Source organism: Sporosarcina sp. NPDC096371 (genome assembly GCF_044762865.1).
Lineage (GTDB): Bacteria > Bacillota > Bacilli > Bacillales_A > Planococcaceae > Sporosarcina.
The window spans coordinates 174,951-200,215 of the sequence record NZ_JBIWFE010000006.1; the positions used below are offsets into that span (position 1 = coordinate 174,951).

26 protein-coding genes, 1 pseudogene and 1 other annotated feature are annotated in these 25,265 nt (G+C 40.6%); of the genes and pseudogenes, 4 read left to right on the forward strand and 23 right to left on the reverse strand.

The features are described 5' to 3' along the window. Nucleotides 1-131: 131 nt before the first annotated feature. Nucleotides 132-524 (forward strand): YuzC family spore coat inner layer protein, encoded by a 393-nt coding sequence (locus tag ACIQ0H_RS16515; RefSeq protein WP_403417010.1) that lies wholly within the window; start codon nucleotides 132-134, stop codon nucleotides 522-524. Nucleotides 525-642: 118 nt separating this feature from the next. Here the strand turns inward: ACIQ0H_RS16515 and ACIQ0H_RS16520 are convergent, their stop codons facing one another. From ACIQ0H_RS16520 to ACIQ0H_RS16595, 16 genes and pseudogenes are all read right to left on the reverse strand, one after another. Then, entirely contained in the window at nucleotides 643-900 is a 258-nt protein-coding gene (locus ACIQ0H_RS16520; protein ID WP_403417012.1) for a YIEGIA domain-containing protein, read from the reverse strand. A gap of 461 nt (nucleotides 901-1,361) precedes the next feature. Next, nucleotides 1,362-2,162: a DUF4097 family beta strand repeat-containing protein gene (locus tag ACIQ0H_RS16525; RefSeq protein ID WP_403417015.1), complete on the reverse strand. Its 801-nt coding sequence runs from the start codon at nucleotides 2,160-2,162 to the stop codon at nucleotides 1,362-1,364. Continuing rightward, nucleotides 2,146-2,889, reverse strand: coding sequence for an EcsC family protein (locus tag ACIQ0H_RS16530; protein ID WP_403417018.1), 744 nt, complete (start codon nucleotides 2,887-2,889; stop codon nucleotides 2,146-2,148). The genes ACIQ0H_RS16525 and ACIQ0H_RS16530 overlap by 17 nt, the downstream gene beginning before the upstream one ends. A 99-nt stretch (nucleotides 2,890-2,988) precedes the next feature. Next, nucleotides 2,989-3,699, reverse strand: coding sequence for a YwaF family protein (locus ACIQ0H_RS16535; RefSeq protein ID WP_403417021.1), 711 nt, complete (start codon nucleotides 3,697-3,699; stop codon nucleotides 2,989-2,991). Further along, on the reverse strand, nucleotides 3,696-3,824 hold the full coding sequence (locus ACIQ0H_RS16540) for a hypothetical protein (RefSeq protein WP_403417024.1): 129 nt from the start codon (nucleotides 3,822-3,824) through the stop codon (nucleotides 3,696-3,698). The genes ACIQ0H_RS16535 and ACIQ0H_RS16540 overlap by 4 nt, the downstream gene beginning before the upstream one ends. 169 nt (nucleotides 3,825-3,993) lie before the next feature. Then, entirely contained in the window at nucleotides 3,994-4,467 is a 474-nt protein-coding gene (locus ACIQ0H_RS16545; protein ID WP_403417026.1) for a hypothetical protein, read from the reverse strand. A 110-nt stretch (nucleotides 4,468-4,577) separates the two neighbouring features. Beyond that, nucleotides 4,578-5,882 (reverse strand): DUF4179 domain-containing protein, encoded by a 1,305-nt coding sequence (locus tag ACIQ0H_RS16550; protein WP_403417028.1) that lies wholly within the window; start codon nucleotides 5,880-5,882, stop codon nucleotides 4,578-4,580. Further along, nucleotides 5,875-6,381 carry a sigma-70 family RNA polymerase sigma factor gene (locus ACIQ0H_RS16555; RefSeq protein WP_403417031.1) on the reverse strand — a complete coding sequence of 169 codons (507 nt, stop codon included), beginning with the start codon at nucleotides 6,379-6,381 and terminating at the stop codon, nucleotides 5,875-5,877. The genes ACIQ0H_RS16550 and ACIQ0H_RS16555 overlap by 8 nt, the downstream gene beginning before the upstream one ends. A 235-nt stretch (nucleotides 6,382-6,616) precedes the next feature. Further along, nucleotides 6,617-7,747, reverse strand: coding sequence for a radical SAM/CxCxxxxC motif protein YfkAB (gene yfkAB / locus ACIQ0H_RS16560; protein WP_403417034.1), 1,131 nt, complete (start codon nucleotides 7,745-7,747; stop codon nucleotides 6,617-6,619). Between the two features lie 121 nt (nucleotides 7,748-7,868). Then, a complete protein-coding gene (locus ACIQ0H_RS16565) occupies nucleotides 7,869-9,731 on the reverse strand; it encodes an ABC transporter ATP-binding protein (protein ID WP_403417035.1) in 1,863 nt (620 codons plus the stop codon). Continuing rightward, nucleotides 9,728-11,452 carry an ABC transporter ATP-binding protein gene (locus ACIQ0H_RS16570; protein WP_403417037.1) on the reverse strand — a complete coding sequence of 575 codons (1,725 nt, stop codon included), beginning with the start codon at nucleotides 11,450-11,452 and terminating at the stop codon, nucleotides 9,728-9,730. The genes ACIQ0H_RS16565 and ACIQ0H_RS16570 overlap by 4 nt, the downstream gene beginning before the upstream one ends. 34 nt (nucleotides 11,453-11,486) lie before the next feature. Next, on the reverse strand, nucleotides 11,487-12,518 hold the full coding sequence (locus ACIQ0H_RS16575) for a sensor histidine kinase (protein WP_403417039.1): 1,032 nt from the start codon (nucleotides 12,516-12,518) through the stop codon (nucleotides 11,487-11,489). Then, nucleotides 12,515-13,189, reverse strand: a complete 675-nt coding sequence (locus ACIQ0H_RS16580) for a response regulator transcription factor (RefSeq protein WP_403417041.1) — start codon at nucleotides 13,187-13,189, stop codon at nucleotides 12,515-12,517. Before ACIQ0H_RS16580 ends, ACIQ0H_RS16575 begins: the two co-directional genes overlap by 4 nt. A 295-nt stretch (nucleotides 13,190-13,484) precedes the next feature. Beyond that, complete coding sequence (locus tag ACIQ0H_RS16585) at nucleotides 13,485-13,814, reverse strand: YolD-like family protein (RefSeq protein ID WP_403417043.1); 330 nt, start codon at nucleotides 13,812-13,814, stop codon at nucleotides 13,485-13,487. 10 nt (nucleotides 13,815-13,824) lie between these two features. Continuing rightward, nucleotides 13,825-15,081 (reverse strand): annotated as a pseudogene (locus tag ACIQ0H_RS16590) (Y-family DNA polymerase). Beyond that, on the reverse strand, nucleotides 15,081-15,293 hold the full coding sequence (locus ACIQ0H_RS16595) for a transcriptional regulator (protein WP_403417187.1): 213 nt from the start codon (nucleotides 15,291-15,293) through the stop codon (nucleotides 15,081-15,083). The pseudogene ACIQ0H_RS16590 and the gene ACIQ0H_RS16595 overlap by 1 nt, the downstream one beginning before the upstream one ends. A 203-nt stretch (nucleotides 15,294-15,496) precedes the next feature. Here ACIQ0H_RS16595 and ACIQ0H_RS16600 point away from each other — a divergent pair. Then, a protein-coding gene (locus tag ACIQ0H_RS16600; RefSeq protein ID WP_403417046.1) for an IS3 family transposase occupies nucleotides 15,497-16,854 on the forward strand; the annotation gives its coding sequence in 2 pieces (ribosomal slippage) (nucleotides 15,497-15,950 and nucleotides 15,950-16,854; 1,359 coding nt in all). 140 nt (nucleotides 16,855-16,994) lie between these two features. Here the strand turns inward: ACIQ0H_RS16600 and ACIQ0H_RS16605 are convergent. Genes ACIQ0H_RS16605 through ACIQ0H_RS16615 form a run of 3 tightly spaced genes read right to left on the reverse strand, consistent with a single transcriptional unit; the run spans nucleotide 16,995 to nucleotide 19,602 of the window. Then, nucleotides 16,995-17,372, reverse strand: coding sequence for a sporulation protein (locus tag ACIQ0H_RS16605; protein WP_403417049.1), 378 nt, complete (start codon nucleotides 17,370-17,372; stop codon nucleotides 16,995-16,997). A gap of 3 nt (nucleotides 17,373-17,375) precedes the next feature. After that, nucleotides 17,376-18,611 carry an AI-2E family transporter gene (locus ACIQ0H_RS16610; RefSeq protein WP_403417051.1) on the reverse strand — a complete coding sequence of 412 codons (1,236 nt, stop codon included), beginning with the start codon at nucleotides 18,609-18,611 and terminating at the stop codon, nucleotides 17,376-17,378. Nucleotides 18,612-18,642: 31 nt separating this feature from the next. Beyond that, nucleotides 18,643-19,602 carry an LCP family protein gene (locus ACIQ0H_RS16615; RefSeq protein ID WP_403417054.1) on the reverse strand — a complete coding sequence of 320 codons (960 nt, stop codon included), beginning with the start codon at nucleotides 19,600-19,602 and terminating at the stop codon, nucleotides 18,643-18,645. A 225-nt stretch (nucleotides 19,603-19,827) separates the two neighbouring features. Here ACIQ0H_RS16615 and ACIQ0H_RS16620 point away from each other — a divergent pair, with 225 nt between their 5' ends. Together ACIQ0H_RS16620 and msrA are read left to right on the forward strand one after the other, a co-directional pair. After that, entirely contained in the window at nucleotides 19,828-19,926 is a 99-nt protein-coding gene (locus ACIQ0H_RS16620) for a YjcZ family sporulation protein (protein WP_403417057.1), read from the forward strand. Nucleotides 19,927-20,179: 253 nt separating this feature from the next. Beyond that, entirely contained in the window at nucleotides 20,180-20,710 is a 531-nt protein-coding gene (msrA, locus tag ACIQ0H_RS16625; RefSeq protein ID WP_403417060.1) for a peptide-methionine (S)-S-oxide reductase MsrA, read from the forward strand. Nucleotides 20,711-20,807: 97 nt separating this feature from the next. Here the strand turns inward: msrA and ACIQ0H_RS16630 are convergent, their stop codons facing one another. The 4 genes from ACIQ0H_RS16630 to ACIQ0H_RS16645 form a co-directional block, all read right to left on the reverse strand. Then, nucleotides 20,808-21,272, reverse strand: a complete 465-nt coding sequence (locus ACIQ0H_RS16630) for an NUDIX hydrolase (protein WP_403417063.1) — start codon at nucleotides 21,270-21,272, stop codon at nucleotides 20,808-20,810. Nucleotides 21,273-21,399: 127 nt separating this feature from the next. Further along, nucleotides 21,400-21,741, reverse strand: coding sequence for a nitroreductase family protein (locus ACIQ0H_RS16635; protein WP_403417066.1), 342 nt, complete (start codon nucleotides 21,739-21,741; stop codon nucleotides 21,400-21,402). A 295-nt stretch (nucleotides 21,742-22,036) separates the two neighbouring features. Further along, the gene (gene thrS, locus ACIQ0H_RS16640) at nucleotides 22,037-23,956 is read right to left on the reverse strand and encodes a threonine--tRNA ligase (protein WP_403417069.1); all 1,920 of its coding nucleotides are present in this window, start codon (nucleotides 23,954-23,956) and stop codon (nucleotides 22,037-22,039) included. A 51-nt stretch (nucleotides 23,957-24,007) separates the two neighbouring features. After that, nucleotides 24,008-24,231, reverse strand: a binding site (T-box leader). A gap of 366 nt (nucleotides 24,232-24,597) precedes the next feature. Continuing rightward, entirely contained in the window at nucleotides 24,598-25,101 is a 504-nt protein-coding gene (locus tag ACIQ0H_RS16645) for a GNAT family N-acetyltransferase (RefSeq protein WP_403417072.1), read from the reverse strand. Nucleotides 25,102-25,265 lie beyond the last annotated feature (164 nt).

Below are 25,265 nucleotides of genomic sequence, written 5' to 3' on the forward strand. Positions count from 1 at the left end.
GCAAATGATTATAATGAACTTGATTCCTTCTTAGAAATGTATCTTGCCACTCCCTTTTCTGATAAAGTAATCCCCTTTCCAATTCTTGTACATAGATTATGATAAACAACAAATGGAAAGGAAGAACTTTTATGCATTATTTTCATCCGTTATGGATAGCACCCGAAGGAGTAGGTCCTATACATGCTAATGTCTATGCGCTATCACAAACCGCTCCAAGACCCGAAAACCTATTTCCACCCGTAGATACTCATCAATTACATGCATCCGCGGGAAAAATGCTGGAAATCATAAAGCAAGCTCAACTCTTAATCAATAAGGTTGTAGATTCTTCGGAATTTGCATTTGAACTAATGAATGCATCACAATTATCCAATCAACAGAAAGTCGATGAATTAATCAAATCTACGGGTGTTACGAGTAAGATTAAGACTAAATTTAACCCTAGTGGCATTCATATTGAACTCGATAATGCTGAAAAACTAGGAGAATGTTGTAAATTACTAATAGCATTACAATGGTAAAGTTAGGTATCTTATTTCTCCAAAAGAGTTTGCCATTCATTAATTAGACTTCCCTTTATCCGCTTCTTCTGGCATTCGGGTCGCACTATCCAATACAGGGACTTTCTCAAATACCGGCTTAATTTAAGCAAAATCTTTTTCTCGTGGCAAAAAGAAAAGTGCGATTCGACCGTCTGCCATATCTCTTTTTGATAGAGGAATCAAGATAGCACCCTAGTATAGTAGCGACGTGGTGCAACATGACTTGCCGTTGCCCAAGATAAGATAAAGTGGCAATGCTGTTTTGATTCTTTGGAATGATAATTGCACCGACCGCCTTTTCAGTAATGATTTTTGCGGCTTTTCCTGAATCTGAAGCTCCAAAAATAACAGGCATAAGAACCTGTTTTGTTCATCCATTATAACGACTACGTAGGCATTATACCTATTGGGGATCGGTATGGCAGCTGGGATGAAGAAATTCCAATTGAACTGGATGCTATGTCCCCTTTCCAACATAAAGCGGGACAAAAAATCATTCGCGGCATAAGCGCTTATTACCTATTTATTTGCCTTAAACCACCCCTTTATTTGGTAGAGAGATACCAAAAGAGGTTTATTCGCCGGTTGGGATGTCTATAGATATGGATGGACCTGAGGAAATTGCTGTAAGTATGCAGATCTTCTAAAGCTTCGTGGTGATAGAGGATCGAAAGCGATTTTACGAGGAGACTTTCTTCTTTCAGGTAAGCTTTTGCCCTGTACCGACAAACGGCTTGTCTTTGACGTAGATACACCAGGGAACTATCAATTGCTGCTAGCAGATAAAAAAATAACGAAATGATAACCGATGAGGTATCATTTCGTTACAGTAATTCTTCCATTATCCGTTCTTAGCTTAATCAAATTCTCACCTTTACCAAACGTCACATGCTTGTTTTCCTGTCCAAATAGCTCGACACGGCCATTGTCTGTTTTCGCATCGATTGTCGCATTTGTAGGCTCTTTCTCAGTTTGGATATCAATCCTGCCATTATCGGTTTCCAGCTCGATAGATTGATCTAAATTGCTTGCGATAAGGGCAATCCGCCCATTGTCTGTCTTTGCATTTATCTTTCCTTTGACATCTTCGAAGAGGATTCTGCCGTTATCCGTTTTTACATGGATGGATTTGGCGTCCACATGTTTCAATTCAAGTCTACCATTGTCTGTTTCTAGGGCAACGTCTTTCGCTTGAATATGCTGAGCAACAATACGTCCATTATTCGTTTCCACTTGGAGTCGATCATATTCTTTTTCCGGAAGGCTCACTGTTAACGTTAAATTCATTGCAGATATTCCAAAATGAAAGAAACCCTTTCGCTTCTCTTTAAAATGCACGGAAAGTGTGTCTCCCTTTACATCAGCTTCAAAAGTATATTTTGTTTTCTTCTTCATTTTCCCAGTATACTCAACTGTTGCAACCGGATCTTTTGTTGATACAATTTCCACAGTGGCATTGTCGGTCAAAACCGCAATATTTGTAAATGATAAATCGTCAATTTCTTTTTTACTGGCGCTCTCTTCTAATGTAACCGCGGAGTTAACAACGAGCGAAATACCACCGATAATAATTAATATGAGTACTGAAATACCAACTACTCTATTCTTTAAAAACATCTTCTGTGCCCCCATCTTTCATTTGTAATAGACGAAGCCGATAGGAATTCATCGCAGTTTCACCCAATTGGTCAAGCAAGTTATAATTAGCAAACGCACCGACGATTGCCCCGAACCCCGGTAGTAATTGGAACAGCTTCACCAAATCAATGTAATCCCGGTACTCCTGTTGAAAGTCTTGCCAATCCATATCAACAATCAAATGCTTCTGTTGCTCCCAGTTTTCAATGATATGCAATGTTTCCTTGCGTGTTTCCTCACTTGAAAAAGCGAGATGGAAAACATGGAGGATAAATAGGCGCTCCTCGTATTCATTGGTATCAAAGCCGTAAACCGCAGCTGCTTCAAATAGAAATTTCATCTTTATTGACAAAAGCAATGGAAAATCAGCGAGGCCAAGCATAATTCCTCCTGCTCCTGTTCCAGCGCCCTCAATGACGGCCGTTTTTCGGAATGTCGTAAGTTTCTCCTTGAAATTTTCATCGCGTTCATAAAGACTTAGTCCAGTTGCCTGTTGTTTCTTAGTGGTAAGATTGGAACCAACGAGCGTTGCCTTCACCATGTTTTTTATGCTCTCCGTCATCACTTTATGAACTTTTTCTGGAATCATACCATTCACTTTTATCTGCGCTTTTTTGGAAGCCCGACTGATAATCCCAGATCGCCTTGTCATTTTTTTCTTCCAAAAAACTAACTCATCTTGTACTTTCGCTGTATAATCGACCATCTATCTGCACCTCTCCACTTGTTGCAATCATTTTACTGGTTACAATTTAGTATACCGCTTTGTTCATTTATTCAAATAGACTTAAGAAGTGATTCCATCTCAGCCTTTTGGCGTAGCCCGCAACTTTCTAAACCCCAACCATAGTAGAACGAACATGATAAATGCAACGCCTTCAAGTGATAGTATGTACCATGGATAGGGCCCTAAATAGTCTAGCAAACTACCATTGTAAGGTTTTTCGCGTAAAAACATATAATTTCCTTGAAAAAGCATATTTACAGCAAATGTAAAAGGTAGTAACAAATTTAAAACAACCATCGTCTTAATAATTCCTTTAAATGTCGGTTTGTACCCCTTCATCCAAATGAAATAGAGTGCTGTTAGTATAATTCCGATATGCGTATAGAAGAAGTGGAAGTATCTAAAATGAGGAAATCCAACATCTAAAACCGGTGTGGCCATCGCTTGAATAGCCCCTCCGATGCCTGCAAAAAAGACGAAATCGACCAGGTGTTTATTCCCTGTCCATAGAAGGACAATGGTGACAAGTAAACTAATGCTACATAATTCTAATGGCAACGAGTCATTGAGGCCCCATCTGCCAGTTGTAATCATCCAAACATGATAAAGGACCTCGATTACCAATAAAGATAGCGCAAATAGCCGTTCATACTTATGCTCCATCGAACCTTTTTTTCTTAATATGAATAATAGAAAGATTAAAAGTGCTAAGACACCTATCGCCATTATATGTGCTGGCGAAAACATGATAAAAGGAAGATCATTGTAAATAGTCATTTCCCAACTCATTTCACTAGTTTTGGACCGGACCGACTTGAAATACTTGGCATATTCAAACTAGCGGTTAAAACAATTATCACTGTAGTTATGACACCTGCAAGCATTATAAATCCGCCAATAGCAGTCTTTTTCAAGTTCTTTCCCCCGCTGTTTTAATACCCTACTCTTATTGATACGTTCTTAATGACAGAAAGGTTTCATTATTCAAAAACGAGTTTTGCATGCCCGACTGATTTTAAATCCCCCCTCATAAAGTTTTTAAATCAAATCATCATGCTGGGTTAGTTAAATTTATTCAATTCATTATTCGTTGCTGTATATTGCATCGAACGAAACAGGTCTTCCATTGATGTAAAGCTGTATTGTGTCATAGTTCGCTTCAGTGTTAATTTTATATAGCACTTGATAGTTTAGTTGCGCGTTTGAGTAATCAGAATCGTATTCTTGGTTAATAAACATGCTCAGTGTGTCTTGTTGCACGATTACATTAAAATCACTAAAATACACAGCATCATGACCTTGTCGAACGTAAATCCCATTTAAAAATACGTACATGCCATTTTTATCATCGAGGTATAGATAGTGACCATTTTCCATTTCAACAAGATTAATAAATTCCCGTATTTGATCATCTGCGTTATTTATGCTGATCTCTGAGAAGGTGAAATTTGAACTACACGCGGTTAACAGTACAATTAGAACAACTAACAAAAATCGTTGTTTCACATCAACTTTCCCCCTATACGTATCATTAAAAATGTATTCATTATCATTCATACGTTGCAGGCTATAGAAAAATATCACCGCACAATATTTCATTAAAAAAACGACAATTCTATGAGCTGTTATTTACTCATAGAATTGCCGTTTAAATTATGTGGCAAAGCCTATTTATCCAATGGAATGTCAATTTCCACTTTACCGTCCAAATACAGCGGATAGCTATTAATATTCAGACGAATTGGATTCACTTCATTGTCGAAATTAAATGTATAGATTGCTTTTACATAAGGATCTTTTTCGCTATAATGTGTTGAAATTGTATTACTAGTAAACTCATTGCCATCTTGGTCCACTATTCCATACAATAGTTGTCTGTTGGCAGTTGGATAGATAACTTCCAATGTATTATACGATGGTACTTGAACAGTGATATCCAGTTCACTTGGCATATACAGCACTTTCTTTTCCTCAAAATCTACCTCGATATAGTCCGAGCCTTTTGAGAGTGCTTCAATTTTCTCCATCACTAACGTTAGTTTTTTCGGTTGCCTAAAGTAATTGCTTTCTATAAATATGCCTACTTCACCGTCACGCAAAATGCCAAATCCTGCACCGCCACCTCTAGGTTTCCCCCAATCCTCACCATTTTCATCAATTAACCGTACCGATGTGAAATCTAATAGTTGCATCGTATTTTGCTCATCAGCGGCTAGTTGGATTTCCGCCCGTAGCGGCGAAATTTTCAACTGTTTAATGTTAATTGTCTGGCCATCTACGACAATGGATTGGTTCAGCTCATATACTTTTGGTGGTTCAATGGGTTTGGAGAGTGTAAATGGCACGACGAACTTTGTCTTTGCTGCATCACTCAAGTGCATATTGAATTCAAATGTCATATTGTCATATGACAAATCATCAACAGACATAATTTCTACTTTTCCTTCATGTACAGTCGTTTCATCCATTAGAGAGCCTCCATATGAACTTACGACACTCAGTGGAATGCCTTGTTGAGACACCTGAAAAGAAGTTATATCCACTTTGGAAAGATCAAAAGGGGATTCCAGCTTATAGGATATAATCATACCCGAATGGTCAGCGACGATGCCCTGTAAAGTCAAAGTATAATCACCCTTTGTGACAACATTTCCTAGTTCTTCATAGTAATTGTTGTCGACAATGTCACCGATTCCTTTATCAAAAGCAATCATATCCACGATAGAAGCAAACCCTGGAATTTTGGCAACAGCTTGTGCAAACACGGGAGATACACGAATCGACGTCACAAATAGCAGTAGTATAATAGCAGCTACACTGGCGACTGAATACAGACGGCGCTTTCTCCGCCTCGCCAGCCGGTGTTGATACACAGCCTTTAGACGTGCTTGGTGTAGGGCTTCTTTAGGGATTTCAATCGTTTCTAATTCCTCCGTTAACTTTTGCCCATTCTGTTCGTTCAAGTTAGTCATTTACAGTTCCCCCCCTTCCAATGAGTATTCTTAATCGTTTTAACGTCGTATGTAGCCGCGATTTCACAGTACCTTCAGGAATTTGTTTCAGCTGCGCAATATCCGCGTTCTTCATATCCTGGAAGTATTTTAAGTAAATCAATTCCTGTTGCTCAATTGGCAGACTGGCGATGATATCAGCCATCTCGAATGGTTGAGGATCCGTCGATGCAATTTCTATATCGTGATTGTAGACAAATTTCTTTTGCTTCTTTTTCATATCTAAACAAATATTGATCATTATTCGGACGAGCCATGTTGCTATGTATGCTGGTTCTTTTAAGGTATGAATCTTTTTTAATGTCCGATATGTCAGCTCTTGTACCGCTTCAATGGCATCATGCTCGTTTTTCAAGTAAGCATAAGCTGTGCGATAGAGAATGTCTTCATGTCGCGCCAATAGCTCCACTAGTGCCTGTTCATCACCCGCAATGGCCCTTTTCGCCAAATCAAATTCCATACACTCACCCCCTGTTATCTATTAGACAGTTCAATACGACAAATCGTTCATTTTATTTTTCCGAAAGAAAAACGAGTTCACTATTATTTTATGATGGTTTCTACAATAATTACCTTAACCCTTTTTATTAACACTCTACGAAAATCATTATCGGACGAAAGAATCTTAAAACTAAAAAAACGACACTACTATGAGTACTCAATTACTCATAGCGATGTCGTTTTTTAAAGTTAGATTATCGTGCGATTTTCGCTGTTCTCTTCGTGAAATCCATTTCCGGATAATAAGCGTCTTTCACCAACAAATTGGGGCCAAGACAGTTCACTGCTGGACAGTGACAGCCAATTGTTTTGGCAAGTGGGCGCTCCAACCAACGGTCGAGCATCTGAGGCAATGAGTCTGTTTGAATATTGCCCATTGACGGCGTATCACCGAAGTCCGTGACGATGACATCGCCCGTGAAGATATTGACGTTCAAACGAGACCTGCCATCGGGATCATTGCGCACCGAAACATTTTTACTGCTGTAAATTCGTTTTAACAATGCCAAATCTTCTTCATTATCACTACATGGATAAAATGGTAGTGTCCCGAACAACATCCAGACGTCTTCGTCGCGCGTATCTAGTAATTGATGGATGGCTTTTCGTGTTTCATCCAATGACAGCACTTCAAGCTGTGAAGCAAAATCGCTTGGGTACATAGGGTGTACCTCATGACGCGCACATTTCATTTCCTCGATGATTTGTCGATGAATATGTTCAAGATGCGGCAATGTTCGTTTATTCAACATTGTTTCTGCTGACACCATGACGCCCGCCTCTGCCAACGCTCTGCTGTTGTCAATCATGCGCTGGAATTGCTCAGCACGGCGTTCTCGAGGTGGTTTTCGTTCCATATTGGCGAAGCCACCATCGATGAAATCATCGACTGTCCCCCAGTTATGAGAGATATGCAGAACGTCCAAATAGGGAGCGATGGCCATATAGCGATCGAGTGGCATCGTCAAGTTCGAGTTCATTTGCGTGCGGATACCGTGCTCATGTGCATATTTCAACAGAGGTAGCACATATTGTTCTACAGACTTTTTGGAGAACATTGGCTCACCGCCTGTAATACTGATGGTTCGTAAATGCGGGATTTCGCTCAGGCGGGATAGAAGCAATTCAATGGGTAAAGCATCGGGGTCTTTATGCTGCAACATATAGCCGACCGCACAATGTTCACAACGCATATTACATAAATAGGTCGTCGTAAATTCAATGCTCGACAATGTCAGTTTTCCATGCTCTTGTACATCCATGTACGCTTCCCATGGATCATGTGCAGGGGTCATTTTTTCAAGTGATGGTACATTCGTTTTCATTTATAACAAGCTCCTAAATATAAAGTAAGTTCCTAAAATAGTATGCACGCCAAATCAAACTTACGCAAGTACATAGCAAAACCCCATCTGAGAAAAAATTCTCGCAGATGGGGTTTTATCATTAGACCGCTGTTTCCTCAGAAAACTGGCTGTTATACAAATCCGCATAAAAGCCATTGTCCTCTAGCAGTTCATGGTGTGTTCCTTGTTCAATGACCGTCCCTTGATCCATCACAATGATTATATCAGCGTCACGAATCGTGGACAGACGGTGAGCGATAACAAAGCTCGTTCGCCCTTCCATCAGGCGGTTCATGGCCTGTTGAATGAGCAGCTCCGTACGTGTATCGACGCTTGACGTCGCTTCATCCAAAATCATAATTGGAGGGTTCGCAAGCACAGCGCGGGCAATTGTGATGAGCTGCTTCTGTCCTTGTGAGATGTTGGATGCTTCCTCGTTCAACATCGTGTCATAGCCTTCTGGCAATGTACGAATGAAGTGATCGGCATGGGCAGTTTTCGATGCAGCAAAAATCTCATCGTCCGTAGCACCTTCTTTTCCGAAAGCAATATTGTCTTTAATCGTACCATTAAAGAGCCACGTATCCTGAAGTACCATCCCAAAAGTCGTTCGTAGATCCTCCCGTGACATATCGCGTGTATCAAGTCCGTCGATGGTAATTTTACCGCCATTTAGTTCGTAAAAACGCATTAATAAATTAATCATTGTCGTTTTTCCAGCACCAGTAGGCCCTACAATGGCGACCGTTTGACCTGGGGCGACATCGAGATTCATATCTTTGATTAACAAGTTTTCACCATAACCAAAGTCGACGTGTTCGAATGCGACTGCACCTTCCGCACGCGCTAATGTCACTGTCGTCACTTCTTTTATTTCTTCTTCCTCATCCAGCAGTTCAAAGACACGTTCTGCCGCTGCGACGGTTGACTGAATGACATTGGCAATATTCGCCGTTTGCATAATTGGTTGCGTAAATTGACGTGTATACGTAATAAACGCTTGAATATCCCCGATTGAAATGGCACGCTGTGTCACCAAGATACCGCCGACGACACAGATGACGACATAGCTTAAGTTACCTATCAAAGACATCATCGGCATGATAATGCCCGAGATGAATTGCGCTTTACGACCTGCATCGTACAGTTGTTCATTCACTTCATCAAATTCAGCGACCGACTTGGGTTCATGGCCAAACGCTTTTACAACTTGGTGACCCGTATACATCTCTTCAATATGGCCATTTAACTGACCGAGCGTACGTTGTTGATCGGCAAAGTGTTTTTGCGATCGTTTCAAAATCGGTCGAATTCCAAACATGGATAAAGGTAAACTAACAAGCGCAATAAGTGTAAGGACAGGACTGATGTACAGCATCATCGCAAGAATCCCGACAATCGTCACAATCGATGTGATAAATTGCGTTAAACTTTGTTGTAAGGTACTACCAATTGTATCGATGTCATTGGTGACCCGACTTAATGTTTCCCCTACAGGGCGACCATCGTAATATTTCAGCGGTAGTTTTTTCAGCTTTCCGTTGACGTCTTCCCGCAGATCATAAACTGTCTTTTGTGCCACACTTGACATAATGTATTGCTGAATATAGCTAAACAAACTACTGACAACATAGAGTCCGCCTAGTAATAGCAGCAGGTTGCCAATGGCATGAAAATCGATGGCTGCTCCAGGTACCTTATTAAACTTGCCATACGCACCTTCAAATAATTCCGTAATGGCATTCCCCATTATTTTAGGCCCAACAATTGAAAACACCGTACTCAAAATAGCTGCGACGAATACCGCAATTAACTGGTTTTGACGCGGTTTTAAATAACGAATCAGGCGCCGCAGTGTGCCTTTAAAATCCTTGGCCTTTTGTCCGGCCATCATCATATTGCCCCCGCCGCCAGGTCCCATTTGGGCACCGCCTTGAGGGCGTGATTTTTTGTGCTCACTCATGCAGTTTCCTCCTCTGAGATCTGTGATTCGACGATTTCACGATAGACGTGATTCGTTTCCAGCAGTTCTTTATGTGTACCAATGCCTGCAATTGCGCCTTCTTCTAAGACGATGATTTGATCGGCATCGACAACGGTACTGACGCGTTGAGCAACGATGACAACAGTTGCTTCTTTCGTTTCATCTTTCAATGCAGCCCGCAATTGTGCATCCGTTTTGTAGTCAAGGGCAGAGAAACTATCATCAAAAATGTATAGGTCCGGTTTTCGAACTAATGCCCGTGCAATGGACAAGCGCTGTTTTTGCCCACCTGAAACATTCGATCCGCCTTGTGAAATGGCCGAATCATATCCGTCTTGCATTTTGCTGATGAAATCCTCTGCTTGTGCAATGCGAGCTGCATGTTCGATTTCAGCTTGAGTAGCATCCTCTTTACCAAACCGAATATTTTCAGCAATTGTCCCCGAAAATAGCAGCGCTTTTTGTGGCACAAAGCCAATTTTAGACCGTACTTCCTCTTGCGATGCCTCACGAATATCGACACCATTGACACGAATTGTACCGGAAGTTACCTCATAAAACCGAGGAATTAAGTTAATGAGCGTTGTTTTCCCCGCTCCTGTTCCACCAATAATGGCCGTCACTTCACCCGAATTCGCCGTAAAACTAATGGCCGACAAGGCTGATTCTTCGGCTCCTGGATAGCTAAATGAGACGTTGTCAAATTCAAGTGTCCCAGGTACTTTATCTGCTTTTTGCGTGCCTTCATCTAAGAAGGTCGGTTGCATAGCAAGCACTTCATTAATACGATTGGCTGATACAGCAGCTCTAGGGATCATGACGAACATCATCGATGCCATCACCAGTGCGAACATGATTTGCATGACATATTGAATAAATGCCATCAAATCACCAATTTGCATACCACCATTATCGATACGAATACCACCGAACCAAATGATCCCCACAACAGTCAAGTTCATAACAAGCATCATGACAGGCATTAGAATCGCCATGATTTTGTTGACCTTGATGGATACATCCGTTAGGTCTTTATTTGCTTTCTGCAGTCGAACTTGCTCGTGTTTCTCTCGATTAAACGCACGGATAACCCGAATACCGGTTAAGTTTTCACGTAAGACAAGGTTTAGCTTGTCGAGTCGCGTTTGTACCTCTTTGAAAAGTGGTACGCCTTTATAGAGAATAAATAGCACAGAAGCTATTAAGATTGGCATGGTTGCGACGATTATTAAAGATAATTTCGCATCCTTCGACACGGCCATGATTAAGCCACCAACAAACATAATTGGCGCACTTACCACCATACGAAGCATCATGATTACTACTTGTTGTACTTGTGTAATATCATTGGTCGTTCTTGTAATTAATGATGCCGTTCCAATTTCATCAAAATCTTGCAGTGAAAAACTCTCCACATGTTTAAACACTTTCCGGCGAATATCACGCCCTAGCCCCATTGCCGCTTTTGAAGAATAATAGCTCGCAACGACAGAAGCAATAGCGCCGAGTGCTGCCACTAACAGCATGATGCCGCCGATTTTCCAAATATACGGGATATCTCCAATGACAACGCCTTTGTCAATGATATCCGCCATCAGAGTTGGCAAAAATAAATCTGCTAGGGATTGAATGAAAACAAGCCCTAAGATTGCAACTACAATCCATTTATAGACGGATAAATTCTTTAGTAATTTGATCATTCCCTAGACGCTCCTTCTCTATAATTTCTCTACTCTACATATGCAAAGTAACCGTAAACGTTGTGCCCTCATTCACTGTACTTTTGACGTGAATGGAACCCTCATGCATATCAATGATTTTCTTTGTAATGGACAGGCCTAGGCCACTTCCGCCTAGCTTCCGGTTTCGTGATGCATCAACCTTATAAAAACGCTCAAAAAGATGCGCTAGATGTTCCTCAGCTATGCCCATTCCACTATCCTTAATCTCAACGATTGCATCCTTCTCACGCTGATAAAGAACAATCTTGAGGGTTCCCTTACTAGGTGTGAACTTGATACTATTAATAATGAGATTAATCCATACCTGACTCATCAGTTCCTCATCAGCGGTAATTTTCACTTCATCTAACGCAATATCCAACTCCAATGATTTCGCAAGCCATTGCGGTTCACAAGACAAAATGATGTTACGGATTTGCTGATCCAATCGATAAGGTGCGGGCTCAAAAGGATGATGCTGGGACTCTATGGAAGTCAGCTTTAATAAGTTATCGCTTAGATTTGCTAACCGCAAGCTCTCTGTCTCAATAATCCCTAGATAATGCTTCCGCTCTTCGGCGGTTAAATGGTCCTGCTTTAACACGTTTGCAAAACCATTAATGGACGCAAGCGGCGACTGGATTTCATGCGAAACATTGGATATAAACTCCTGGCGCATTTCCTCTATCTGATTAAGCTCTATAGCCATCTCATTGATACCTTCTACAATTTTACCGAAAGGATGATTTTTTTTATGTTCAAATTGATTGGCTAACTTTATATTATAATCGCCTTTGGAAATCCTCTGCATAGCGTCAATCATCACAGTGAAAAAATCCATTCGCCTTTGCGGAGCACATTTTGAAAATGTCCACATTGTAACTGAGAATAGGAAAAACATGATAAATAATGTCAGCAAGCCTCTCGAGTAATCACTTAGCTGCAGGTCCCACTGCCTATTTATAAAAGAAGTCACGATGTATGCAAGTGTCCAAAAGGTAATAGTGACACTTATCATCTTCACAACACGAAATACCATTTTCATTCTTTCACCTCTAGGCGATACCCCAGCCCTCTAATAGTACGGATTTTGAAATCACTTGATGCCTCCGGAAAACGTTCACGCAATCGATTAATATGAACATCGACCGTTCGATCCGTACCTTCGTAACCATAACCCCATATATCCTCAATCAACTGCTCCCTTGAAAAAGTTTTACCTGGATAGCTTGCTAATTTAAATAGCACCTCAAATTCCTTCAAAGGAAGTTCAACATGTTGATTGCCCATCAGTACTTCATATGTTTTACGGTTCATCCGGAGTTCGCCTATCTGTACGGATTGTGATATGGCAATACGATAACGTTTTAGTAACGCTTTCACTCGTGCCACAAGCTCGGCAGGCTCAAAGGGTTTTACAAGATAATCATCCGCTCCGAGCTCAAATCCTTTCACTTTCTGCGTTGTATCCCCTTTGGCTGTCAGCATCAGTAAAGGAATATCATATTGCTTTCGAATTTCTCGACATAGTTCCCAGCCATCCATGTTCGGCATCATAATGTCCAATATGACAAGCTCTGCCTTAAATGACTCCAGAACTGCCATAGCTTCTACGCCATCACATGCCTCTACAATTTCATAGCCTTCTGGACGAAAAAAAAACCTTACCAACTCCCGCATATGTGGATCATCGTCTACAATTAATAATTTCACCATATTGCCCACCTACTTTCCTCCACCGGGTAACCTGCTGTTTTTTTGCAATACGCTCATTTTAGTAGAAGTATGTTAACTCAGTATAAACAATGCGTATTTATTATCGATAATAGCAACATTCTCAACGTTTCAACTTACAATACACCTTTGTAAAGGATAGCACCAAAAAGGGTTTATATGTGGCACAACGAATCAAATAACCAGCCACTCTCTCGGCAGAGTTAGTGGCTGGTTTCAAATGCTCCAATGGTAAGTGCAGCTCATTTTGCAGACTGACATACTTGGGAACAAGTATTTATTCCAAACATCTTACTTTAATTACTTCCTTAACAGGTACCTTATCCTCACCAAAAGGTCCTTCAATCGACAGTGAGTTAAGCCGTTGATCAAGTTCTGAAATTTTCCCCATGTACGTGGACTCTTTACCTTCACACCATGTCGTGACACTCGCCGCACATTGTCGCATATAGGCACTCTCCAATTCCTCTTGGAGTGATTGGAGATCCCATTCGCTGAGTTCCGGACGTTTAATAAGATGGGTCTTATCTCTCCAATCATTTAACTTAGTTACATGCTCCGGTAACATCATGCCCTGCCACTTGATATTTCCTCGGTCTTTAAGCATCTATTTCACCCTATCCTTTATGTCCGCTGACTAATTCAGCCCGTTTAATGGCTGTGCCTGCTTCAGTTAGTGAGATTGCCCGTTATATAGCTGTGGGTCCATAACGATTCCGTATATCGTCCATCACCGCGCCAAGCTGTCGAACTTCCCATTTTTTCGTATCAAACAAACTGAGCTGCACCGAGTGTTCATCTTCTAACTTTGTTATCGAAATCGACACCTGCCGTACTGGCCGATCATCATAGTTTTGGCTCAACAATTCTTTGCACACTTTATATATTTTCAAGGTTTCGTTTGTTGCTTCACTAATAGTCTGAGAGCGTTGGAAACCACTGCCAAGTGGATTTTTACTGTATCCAATGCCTAGTGATATGGTTCGCCCGACTTTTGAAGCCTCTCTTGCTCTTCGTGCTACATCTTCGCACATTTCTAGGAGTACAGCTCTGACTTCTGCTATGGTGTTATAGTCACGCATCAATATTTGACTCTTACCATAACTGATTTGCCCTTCTTTTGAAGGCGCCTCTACCCCGGCCAAATCGATGCCCCACGCATGATGGTAAAGTTGGTTGCCCATAACTCCGAATCTCATCTCTAATCGACTTAACTCTGTGCGTGCCAAGTCACCAACTGAGAATATCCCCATATCGTTTAACGACTTCTCTGTTCGACTACCGATTCCCCACATTTCCCTAAGCGGGGAAACTGGCCATAATTTTGTTTGAACATCCTCGAATGTCCATTTTGCGAAGCCCGTCTTTTTAGCTTCGAGATCTAATGCTAATTTAGCCATTAACATGTTTGGCCCCATACCAGCCGTTGACGGTAAACTTAGCGATTTATAGATTTCCGCTTGTATTTCCTTTACCACCTGCGCAGGATCGCCCCATAATTTTTCTGTGCCGGTTAAATCAATGAACGATTCATCGACCGAGTAGACATGTATGGCCTCCTCCGGGACATATTTGTAGAGGATTCTCGTGATAGACATCGACATCTCTAAAAAATAGTCCATCTTAGGCTCAAACAATCGAATTTCGGGGTGATGGGGCACTTCGTATAGTCGCGTACCAGTCTTCACTTTAAATCGCTTTTTCATGGGCTGACTAGCTGCTAATACGACACTTCCCCGTTGATCTAAATTACCGACCACTGCAATTGGGACGGTTCTCACATCTAAATTGTGTAAGGCAGCCATACAACTAGCACAAAAGCTCATCATATCTATACAAGCAATTTGCCGATTCGGGAATTTGCTGTAGTCCATCATATTACTGCACGCTCTTTTTTCGTTACAGGAACAAGCGCCAAAATATTATCAATGGTAAATGTCCGCTTGGATTTTCTCATATAGCAATACGCCCGAAATGACGCTTCTCCCACTTGAATAACCTTAATCCTTCGCTTACTGATTGACCCATCTTTCGCTACATACATCATTTCCAGTATGTCTCCATACTCTACCGACTTGACCAACATTTTAAGCACACTCGTTCCCCTCCTTTTTCATAGTATGCAGAATAAGTGTTCGCTATGCAAGTAGAGAACAACAATTATTAAATATTACCAAATACTTTCTCTACTTCTCCATCCCGATATTTGGGCAAATAAAAAGCGACCGCCCATTAATGAACTGCCCCCTGATTGTTAGACACCATCTAACAATTGGAGGTGCTTTTCTTATGGCCAAATTTACTGCCGAAGAAAAAATAAATGCAGTCAAAACCTATTTAAATGGTCAAGATGGGTATAAAGCAATTGCAAAACAAATAGGTGTAGCTTCTAGCGTCTTTCACAGTTGGATTCAACGCTATGAACACCAAGGTGAGGAAGCTTTTGCTAAACGCTATACATCGTATTCAAAGCAGTTTAAACTAGACGTACTTACCTATATGAATGACAATGGGGTGTCAACTGGTGAAGCTGCTGCTATTTTTGATATCGCCTCTCCGGGGCTTATTCGAAAATGGCGAAATCAGCTGCATACTAAAGGTATTGATGCCCTTGAAACGAAGAAAAAGGGGCGTCCATCCATGAAAAAAGACCAACCAGAAAAACAAGATAAACAATCAATAAATGAAGGCTCAGTAGAAGCATTACAAGCGGAATTAGAACAGCTACGTATGGAAAATGCCTAGTTAAAAAAGTTGAACGCCTTAGTTCAAAACAAGGAAAAATCACCAAACTTGACAAAGCGCAAGTAATCTATGAATTAAGGCATGAATTTCCGGTGAAAGCACTTGTAAAACTCGCTGGCATTCCGCGTAGTACGTACTATGATCTATTAAAACAAATCAATCGTCCAGATCCAGATGCCAGCTTAAAAAAGGAAATCAAAGAAATTTATGAGGAGCATGCAGGGCGTTATGGCTATCGTCGTATTCGTGATGAACTAGAGAATCGCGGACAAATAGTGAATCATAAAAAAGTTCAACGTATTATGAAAGAACTTGGCTTAAAGTGCTTAGTGCGTATGAAAAAATATAAATCGTATAAAGGTACAGTTGGTAAGATTGCACCAAATATTTTAGATCGCAACTTTACTGCAGATACCCCAAATGAAAAATGGGTTACAGACATTACGGAATTTAAGTTATTTGGCGAGAAACTTTATCTATCAGCTGTTTTAGATTTGTTTAATGCTGAAATCATTACGTATACAATTGGCTCTAGACCAACGTATTCACTTGTCTCGGATATGTTGGAGAAAGCCCTCGAACGCTTACCAGAGGAGCACCAATTACTGATGCATTCCGACCAGGGCTGGCACTATCAAATGAAAAAGTATCGTAAAAGACTACAATCTAGGGGAATTGTGCAGAGTATGTCTCGTAAAGGAAACTGTTATGACAACTCGGTGATGGAGAATTTCTTTGGGATTATGAAGTCGGAATTCCTCTACTTAAAGGAATTTGAAAGTGTAGAACAATTTAAGATAGAACTGGAACAATATACCCATTATTATAATACGAAACGAATAAAGGCAAAATTAAAAATGAGTCCGGTGCAATACCGAACTCATTTTACTCAAGCTGCCTAATGAAATAATCGTGTCTAACTTTTCGGGGTCACTTCATAAAAGAGTAGTCGCCTTTTACCTTATTCTAATTCCCCTACTTAGTTCTTATTTTTCATCCCGCGATAGACCATGACTGCTACCCATTGCATGCGAGCTGAAGCTCACTCATATGTAATTTCATCTTCCGCTTGCAACTGAACCCCTTTTTTCAGATAAACGGTAGTTCGTAAAATAAGTATTCTCACATCAGATTCGGTTTCCCATCGCTCATCGGGCACCATTTCAAAAGGAATCATCCAGGTTTCTTTTGATTTCATATCGCTCATCATTTCAATCGAATGTTTAGCAATAATTCCTTCGTCTGCCGCAAGTCTTCTCAACAATGCAATTTCGATATAGTCGACAAGCTCTTCACTTGCCTCCCCTTCAATATAAACTGTACCGGAAAGCGTTTCACCGAATGCAACATTGGCACCATCAACATTTGTATTTACAGTCATTTCATTATATTCAATCGTTGACTTAAATTGCTTTACCATGAATTATTCCTCCGCTTCTTCACTAATCACAATTTCATAATGCATATCTTCAGTTGCTATATATTTATTATACCGCAATTTAAACAATTTGAATAAGTGTGTGACCAAAACTTTTAATAGCGCGTACCCTGGAATTCCAAGAACTACGCCAGCGACGCCGAACAGCGATCCTGCTGTCAACAACACGAAAATGATTGTGATTGGATGGATTTGAAGTGATTTCCCCATAATCTGCGGTGAGATGAATTTCCCCTCAATAAGTTGAACAATTGTCCAAACTGCCGCTAACTTAATTAACAAAAGCGGCGATGTCACAAGGGCAATAATAACTGCAGGGGTGATGGCAATCAGCGGCCCAAGGTACGGAACGATGCTCGTGAACATCGCAAGCACACCAAGAAGTAGTGCGTATTTCATCCCGATAATTAGAAAGCCAATGTACACCATAATTCCAATACAAATGGCGACAAGAATTTGTCCTTGAATGTACGAACTGATTTGGTGATCCGCATCACGAAGGATATGTGTCGCATCTTTCCGCATGCGCGGTGGCAACATTTTCACAAAGAAACGCGGCAATTTCTCTCCGTCTTTCAGAAGATAAAACAGGATAAATGGCACGGTAATAATTGCAAGTATAATCCCTGTAAAAGCCGAAATAAATGAGGTAATCCCACTTGCAATTCCGCCAATAGTATCTGTGAAGAATTTCCCAATATCTCCTTGTCCTGTTTCAAGTAGTGTATTCACGTTGATATCAAGACCTTCGTAGTAAGAGGAAAAAATAGACTCCCGCAAAAATTTATCAGTCTTCAGTAATAGCTGACTGAAATAATTCGGGAATTCTTCCACAAGATTGTGAAATTGCTCTTTCAGAAAGGGGAACACAAGAAAGACTAACGCCGTAATCATCCCGATTGCACCAATAAATAGAATTAATATCCCCCAGACACGTGGGATTCGTATCTTTTCAAGTAAACGTAATAACGGTCGAAGTAAATAATAGGCGATTGTCGCAAGAATGACTGGCAAGACAACCGTTGAGAAAAAAACTGTAATCGGATAAAAAATGAAAGAAATCCGATTGAAAAGAAGAATGATTAAACCAATTAATAAGATTGAAATGAGGACGAACAATGTACTTCGTCCCCCAAGAAAGCGGATCACATTTGATGTTGCTCCGCTCTCCCTCTTACCTAAAGAATCTGTGACCGATTGCTGTTTTTCACCAAGTGCCATTGACATCCCCTACTTCCATCAAGAAATTGTATTAATCCAACTGCATATTGATGAACTTTGTAATTGCCTCTTTATTTTTTGCGATATCCAGCTCGATGACGGAGCCAGCATGTGCATAGTTCTTGAACCTATAGGAGCCTTCAACAGGAACGGTCATCGTTTCTACGTCAACCCCTTTTTTCATCAAAATGGAGATGGCACGCGAAATTTCATCTTTGGTTGTCAGGTCTGTGTTGACGAACCCTGATAGTGCACCTGCAAGCTTTGGTATATTCGCAATCATTCCCGGTCGCATTGCTTCGTCTTTCATCGCCGTAATGACTTCTTGTTGTCGAGTCACACGTCCGAAATCACCTTCCGCATCTGCTCGAAAACGTGCATAACCAAGCAATTCTTTACCATTAAGGGGTCTTTTACCCGGCATCAGTGTGACACCAATTTTCTCTGACATCTCTTTTTTTACATCAATTTCAACACCATTTGGGAATGCGATATCGACGATCGATTCAAAATTTTTGAAATCGACGATGGCATAATGATGAATAGGAATCCCAAACATGCCAGTAATCGTATCTTTTACAGTTTGTACCCCCGCAAGATAATAGGCTGTATTCAACTTATAGGATTTGTAGCCTGGAATGTCTGCGTAAATATCACGCATAAACGAAATGACGCGCATCGTGCCCTCACTTTTGTCCCAGGATAGTACCATCATCGTATCTGTCCGCGACCTACCACTACCATCATCATCCGCCCCAAGCAGCAGGTAATTTTCAATGGATGTATACTTCGGATCCACTGCATCTCCTTTAAATGAACCCGGTTCGATTCCGTTGTCTTTTGCCAGTGATCGCCCTGCGTTATATTGAACAAATGAATAGAGTCCAGCACCAAGAAAACACAGTGTTGCTATGGTCATGATAACCCGGCCGATACGAAGTTTTTTCTTTCTTCTTCTTTTAGGTATTGGCCCTTCATAATGATCTGTCATGTAATTGATTCCTCCAAAATATGATCTCCCCATTTAAGACGTATAGGAAGCGTCTTGGTTGCGTATTGTTGTGACCATTATACCATGAGTGTCATATTCGACTATCCATTTGAATCGGCATTCTAAATATTTTCTTAAAGAGATGTATAAAGGCGTTATCCCCAATTCTTACTATGGGGCTTTGCATATGCTACACATATGTCCGTAAGAAAGGTGGTGAACAGTATGGGACGCGAATGTTGCGAAGGTTCAGGTAATTCATTTTCATTAATCGTGGTACTATTCATCCTCTTAATTATCATAGGTGCAAGCTTTATTTGCTAATATGAACGATTAATCTAAGTATAAACCGCTCACGAATACCCCTAACCCGTAAGAGCGTGTAATTAGCGCTCTTATTTTTTATTGCCTGGAAATAATAAAATCTCGAATTGTTGATAAGGTACGGCATAGAGATTTGGCGTCTAGGCTCCAGCGCTAGCCCCTCAAGTCGCTTCAGTCTTGTCGGGGCAGAACAGGCGCTTGCGCTTTTGTTCTGCTATAATTCGAGTATGACAATTGAAAGGTGATGTTCCATTTGACTATAAAAACAAATGAAAAAGCAGCATTTGCTGGCGGTTGCTTCTGGTGCATGGTAAAACCATTCAAAGAATGGGATGGCATCCACGATGTTGTGTCCGGCTATATGGGTGGACATGTCGACAATCCTACATATGAACATGTTAAAAAAGGCGATTCTGGACATTTAGAGGTTGTCGAAATTACCTTTGATCCATCTGTTTTCTCTTATGACAAGCTACTTGAAGTATTTTGGCAGCAAATCGACCCAACGGATGCAGAGGGGCAATTCCAAGACCGTGGTCATTCGTACTCGACGGCTATCTTTTATTACACAGAGGAGCAGCGTGTAGTCGCTGAAAAATCCAAAGAACAACTGGGCGCAAGTGGCACTTTCTCGAAACCAATTGTCACACCAATTCGGCCGGCTGAAACTTTTTACCGTGCTGAAGAGTATCACCAAGATTATTATGAAAAAGAACAAGCTCATTACGAGGAAGATCGTGCTCGTTCAGGGCGCGATGAGTTTATTGAGAGTCATTGGTCGTGATTTTTTGAAACAAGGCTAAGGAAATCCCATACCGATTTCCTTAGCCTTGTTCATGTTATGTACTTACCTTCGCTTTATTGTATTTTTAACATCGAACTTATTTCACAACAAGATGCTGCAAATGCGGCTGTACTTCTTGTAAAGCAGTTCGTAAACATTCCGGATACAATGAAACCTTGTCCAGTTCATCGATAGGCGTCCATTTAAATATCAAACGCTCTCCCTCTATGCCATGGAATGGATTTTCATGAAAGGACGCGGAGTTGCTGTCAGCTGTTATCGCATAATAAAAGCCGATTTCGTGAAAATCTTTTCTACCATATTTAAAGAAATTCTCAATGACTAAGGTCATTCGATCTACATGCACGTCAATCCCCAATTCTTCCCGAAACTCTCTTTTAAGGCTACTTGTCGAATCTTCTGCAATGGCAACCCTTCCCCCAGGAAGCGACCAATTTGACTCGTTCATATCCCGATGCAACAAAACATGACCATTTTCAATCCAAATTCCTGCTACACGGTAATTAAAGACCGCTTGTTCTGTCTGAAAAACGACATCCATGAATTTCATTCCCCTCGAGCTGATTGTTATAATGCGTAAAATTATCGGAAAGATAAGTAAACGCAATCCACTTAAAAAACATGTCTATCCAGAACCGAGAGTACTAGGCACGGATAGACATAGTTAACTATTCGTTTTCTCCTTGATAGGATTCGTAAAACACGGTATCACTGCGCTCCAACATTTTTTTCGCTTTGGGTTTTTCTACTGGAAAACCCAGGCCTAGGATAGCGACAATTCGTCGGTCAGACGGGATATTTAGGACTTCCCGCACATACGATTCACGAATCCGTGACTCTCCAGCATCCTCTGAATGATAGACAGCACCAAAGCCAATGCCAAGATGTAGATCCGCTGCCACAAGCCACATGAAAGCTGTCGCAATCGAGGCATTTTGAAGCCAATATTTACTAACTTCCGGCCGCCCCGTCACAACAATCGCTGCTTGCGCCGTCGACATCCATTTCATGAAGGGAGTCGTTTTTTCTAAATGATCCAGTTTTTCACGATTCTCAATGACAATAAATTTTCGCGAAGCAAGATTATTCCCCGAAGGTGCATATTAAGCAGCATCTACAATTTGATCTAGCAGTTCCTTTGGTACTTTTTTCTCCTGAAAACTCGTAATCTCACGCCGTAAACAAATCACATCTAGAACAGACAACTAAATCCCCCCATTCCGGTTAGTAAAGCAGTTTCTTGTTTGATTATATCGATTATATCGATTATTCCTACTATTCTCAACGTCAAAGGGTCTTAAAAACCTATAGAACACGCTGCTCTATTTGTCCTTTAATCAATAAAGTAAAGCTTTCAATGGATAGGCTCTCCGTTGTTTGACTGCCAAATTTCCGGACATTCACTGTACCATCATTCACTTCATGATCCCCCAGAATAAGTGTATAAGGAATCTTCTGTAGTTGAGCTCCCCTTATTTTGTAACCAAGCTTTTCATTTCGTTCATCAATGTCTACCCGAATTCCCGCGTCTTTTAAAATAGACAGGACGTTTACTGCATAATCCAAATGAACACTTGAAACAGGGATAATTTGTACCTGTACAGGCGCAAGCCAGATGGGGAAAGCACCTGCAAAATGTTCGATTAATATGCCAAAGAAACGATCGATGGAGCCAAAAATCGCGCGATGAATCACAACGGGACTAACTTTTTCATTGTTTTCATCAATATACGTTAGGTCAAACTTTTCAGGCATTTGGAAATCGAGTTGAATTGTTCCACATTGATGGCTGCGACCAAGCGCATCATTAATATGGAAGTCGATTTTAGGTCCGTAAAATGCACCGTCTCCTTCATTCAATTGATAAGTAATGGCTAAATCCTCCAACACAGTCCTCAGTGCCTCTTCCGAATCATTCCACATCTCGTCACTTCCAAGAGATCGTTCTGGCCTTGTTGACAGTTCAACCGAATAGTCAAATCCAAAAGTTTGATACATTTCATCAATTAGATGAATCACTTGCTGTATTTCGCTTTGGATTTGGTCCTGCCTCACAAAAATATGCGCATCATCTTGGCAAAATGTTCGCACGCGTAACAATCCGTTTAGCGCTCCGCTAAATTCATGGCGATGGACCTGACCAAATTCAGCCATGCGAATTGGTAAATCACGGTATGAGTGAAGACTATTCTTAAAGATCAACATATGACCCGGGCAGTTCATGGGCTTCATCGCAAATTTCACGTTTTCCACCTCTGAAAAATACATATTTTCATGGTAATGGTCCCAGTGGCCTGACTGCTCCCACATCCGTTGGTTCATCATAAATGGTGTACGAACTTCGGCATACCCCGCTTTCGTTTGAACAGCACGTGAAAAGTTTTCTAATTCTGTACGTATCACCTGCCCATTTGGTAAATAAAATGGCATGCCTGGCGCTTCCTCGGAAAACATGAATAACTTCAATTGCTTCCCTAGCTTTCGATGGTCCCTTTTTTCAGCCTCCTCCAATAACCGTAAATGCTCATTTAAATCCTTGTTTTTCAAAAAGGCGATGCCATAAACACGTTGCAACACTTGATTGTCGCTATCACCTCGCCAATAAGCACCTGACACACGTGTTAGCTTGAATGCCTTGATCCATCCTGTTGAAGGTACATGTGGTCCACGACAAAGATCTATAAATTCACCTTGTTTATAAAGAGATATTTTCTCGCCTGCTTGAATGTCTTTTAACAACTCTAATTTAAACGACTCACCCCGCTGCTCAAATAGCTCTTCAGCCTCTTCATAACTTACCTCCATCCGCTCAATGGGTAGATCTTCTTGGATAATGGCTTGCATCTCTTTTTCAATGAGGCTTAAATCATTGGCATTGAGACTAGTCGCTAATTGAAAATCATAGAAAAAGCCATTATCAATCACAGGGCCAATACCTAACTTGGCATCGCCATGTATTCTTTTAACTGCCTGCCCTAAGATATGTGCAGTTGTGTGCCTTAGAATTTGGAGCCCCTCTTCTGAATCCCTTGTGAAAAGTGTAATTTCTGCATCCTCCATAATACAATGCGATAGATCGCATAATTGCCCATTCACTTTTCCCGCTACAACATTTTTTCTTAAGCTCAAACTTATGGATTGTGCAATATCCGCTACTGTAATTCCAAACGGGAAATTCTTTCGACTATTGTCTTGAAACCGAATTTCAATCTGTTTTTCTTTCATATTCAATACACCCCATCTAATTTTTTTGTATAAAAAAATACCCGTCCCAAAGAAAGGGACGAGTATGATTACCCGTGATTCCACCCAAATTTATAACACCATCCATCAATGGTGTTAACTCATGGCGCTGTAACGTAGCATTAACGGTATTAGTTACTACATTTCACTAATACAGCTCAAAAGTGGTAAATTATTTTGTGTGTTAGGAAGTTCTCAGCACTCCTTCCCTCTCTGGAAACCAGCAAAATAATTCATGTCTTTGTCATCGCTTTTGTCATTATTTAATTAATAATAATAGAATAAAAAAAACACACCCATCCCTAGTAAAGGGACGAGTGTATTTGCTCGTGATTCCACCCAAATTTCAAATACCATCCAACAATGGTATTAACTCATGGTGCTGTAACGTAGCATAGACGGCTTATCGCAGCTCAAAAGTGGTAAATTGTTTTTCTTCGTTAGGAAGATTTCAGCATTACTTCCCTCTCTGGAAACTATAAAAACAACTCATGTCTTTATCATCGCTTTTACAAAATATAGATAAAGTTGACCGAAATCGAATTAGTTAGTATCTTACAACAAGTGAAAACGATTCGCAAGCTTTTTTATGACTATATTTAATATAGTTTATGTAATAGGATTCAAAAGCGATACTCATAATAAGGTTCTTCTTGTTGCGTATCATCAAACCATTTCATTCCGATAAAAGTAAAACCAATCTTCTCCAACACTTTTAAAGACCCTTTATTTTCAGGACTTGCAGAAGCCGTGATAACCTGTACTTCCCCATGATTTCGGGCGATTTCTAAGCAAGCAGCTGCTGCTTCCGTTGCAAACCCTTTTCCCCAAGATTTCTTACTATAATGATAAATTAATTCAATAGTATTTACTGAATCTATAACATTAAAACCAGCCGCACCTATAACTTTGCCAGACTCTTTATCCTTTACGGCATAAACGGATATACCATGAGTTCCATGACATCTTTTATAGACATCGATAATTCGAGGCAACACTTCGTTCGAAGAAGCACCATCACAGTGGACCATCACTTCTTCATTTCCCCAAAACTCTGTCACAGCTGCTAGATGGGAGTCATCCAATACGCATAAATATAAACGATTCGTTTCAAATACTATTTCCATGTATTTCACCTACTTGAATAGTGTTATTACGATTATAACGTAGTTGATTATTTTGATACATGTTTTTTAGGATTCACTTTAAAGAATTAGTGTCTCAACCCAACAACTTAAAAATTAAAACGAGCTCGGACAATTTGCTCCCAGCTCGTTTCGTTTAATCATCC

Excerpts from the sequence above, each read along its gene's own strand:
- ACIQ0H_RS16515 (WP_403417010.1), top strand. The coding sequence starts at position 132 with ATGCATTATTTTCATCCGTTATGGATAGCACCCGAAGGAGTAGGTCCT.
- ACIQ0H_RS16520 (WP_403417012.1), bottom strand. The coding sequence starts at position 900 with ATGCCTGTTATTTTTGGAGCTTCAGATTCAGGAAAAGCCGCAAAAATC.
- ACIQ0H_RS16525 (WP_403417015.1), bottom strand. The coding sequence starts at position 2,162 with ATGTTTTTAAAGAATAGAGTAGTTGGTATTTCAGTACTCATATTAATT.
- ACIQ0H_RS16530 (WP_403417018.1), bottom strand. The coding sequence starts at position 2,889 with ATGGTCGATTATACAGCGAAAGTACAAGATGAGTTAGTTTTTTGGAAG.
- ACIQ0H_RS16535 (WP_403417021.1), bottom strand. The coding sequence starts at position 3,699 with ATGAGTTGGGAAATGACTATTTACAATGATCTTCCTTTTATCATGTTT.
- ACIQ0H_RS16545 (WP_403417026.1), bottom strand. The coding sequence starts at position 4,467 with ATGAATGATAATGAATACATTTTTAATGATACGTATAGGGGGAAAGTT.
- ACIQ0H_RS16550 (WP_403417028.1), bottom strand. The coding sequence starts at position 5,882 with ATGACTAACTTGAACGAACAGAATGGGCAAAAGTTAACGGAGGAATTA.
- ACIQ0H_RS16555 (WP_403417031.1), bottom strand. The coding sequence starts at position 6,381 with ATGGAATTTGATTTGGCGAAAAGGGCCATTGCGGGTGATGAACAGGCA.
- yfkAB (WP_403417034.1), bottom strand. The coding sequence starts at position 7,747 with ATGAAAACGAATGTACCATCACTTGAAAAAATGACCCCTGCACATGAT.
- ACIQ0H_RS16565 (WP_403417035.1), bottom strand. The coding sequence starts at position 9,731 with ATGAGTGAGCACAAAAAATCACGCCCTCAAGGCGGTGCCCAAATGGGA.
- ACIQ0H_RS16570 (WP_403417037.1), bottom strand. The coding sequence starts at position 11,452 with ATGATCAAATTACTAAAGAATTTATCCGTCTATAAATGGATTGTAGTT.
- ACIQ0H_RS16575 (WP_403417039.1), bottom strand. The coding sequence starts at position 12,518 with ATGAAAATGGTATTTCGTGTTGTGAAGATGATAAGTGTCACTATTACC.
- ACIQ0H_RS16580 (WP_403417041.1), bottom strand. The coding sequence starts at position 13,189 with ATGGTGAAATTATTAATTGTAGACGATGATCCACATATGCGGGAGTTG.
- ACIQ0H_RS16585 (WP_403417043.1), bottom strand. The coding sequence starts at position 13,814 with ATGCTTAAAGACCGAGGAAATATCAAGTGGCAGGGCATGATGTTACCG.
- ACIQ0H_RS16595 (WP_403417187.1), bottom strand. The coding sequence starts at position 15,293 with ATGTTGGTCAAGTCGGTAGAGTATGGAGACATACTGGAAATGATGTAT.
- ACIQ0H_RS16605 (WP_403417049.1), bottom strand. The coding sequence starts at position 17,372 with ATGGTAAAGCAATTTAAGTCAACGATTGAATATAATGAAATGACTGTA.
- ACIQ0H_RS16610 (WP_403417051.1), bottom strand. The coding sequence starts at position 18,611 with ATGGCACTTGGTGAAAAACAGCAATCGGTCACAGATTCTTTAGGTAAG.
- ACIQ0H_RS16615 (WP_403417054.1), bottom strand. The coding sequence starts at position 19,602 with ATGACAGATCATTATGAAGGGCCAATACCTAAAAGAAGAAGAAAGAAA.
- ACIQ0H_RS16620 (WP_403417057.1), top strand. The coding sequence starts at position 19,828 with ATGGGACGCGAATGTTGCGAAGGTTCAGGTAATTCATTTTCATTAATC.
- ACIQ0H_RS16630 (WP_403417063.1), bottom strand. The coding sequence starts at position 21,272 with ATGGATGTCGTTTTTCAGACAGAACAAGCGGTCTTTAATTACCGTGTA.
- ACIQ0H_RS16635 (WP_403417066.1), bottom strand. The coding sequence starts at position 21,741 with ATGAAATGGATGTCGACGGCGCAAGCAGCGATTGTTGTGACGGGGCGG.
- thrS (WP_403417069.1), bottom strand. The coding sequence starts at position 23,956 with ATGAAAGAAAAACAGATTGAAATTCGGTTTCAAGACAATAGTCGAAAG.
- ACIQ0H_RS16645 (WP_403417072.1), bottom strand. The coding sequence starts at position 25,101 with ATGGAAATAGTATTTGAAACGAATCGTTTATATTTATGCGTATTGGAT.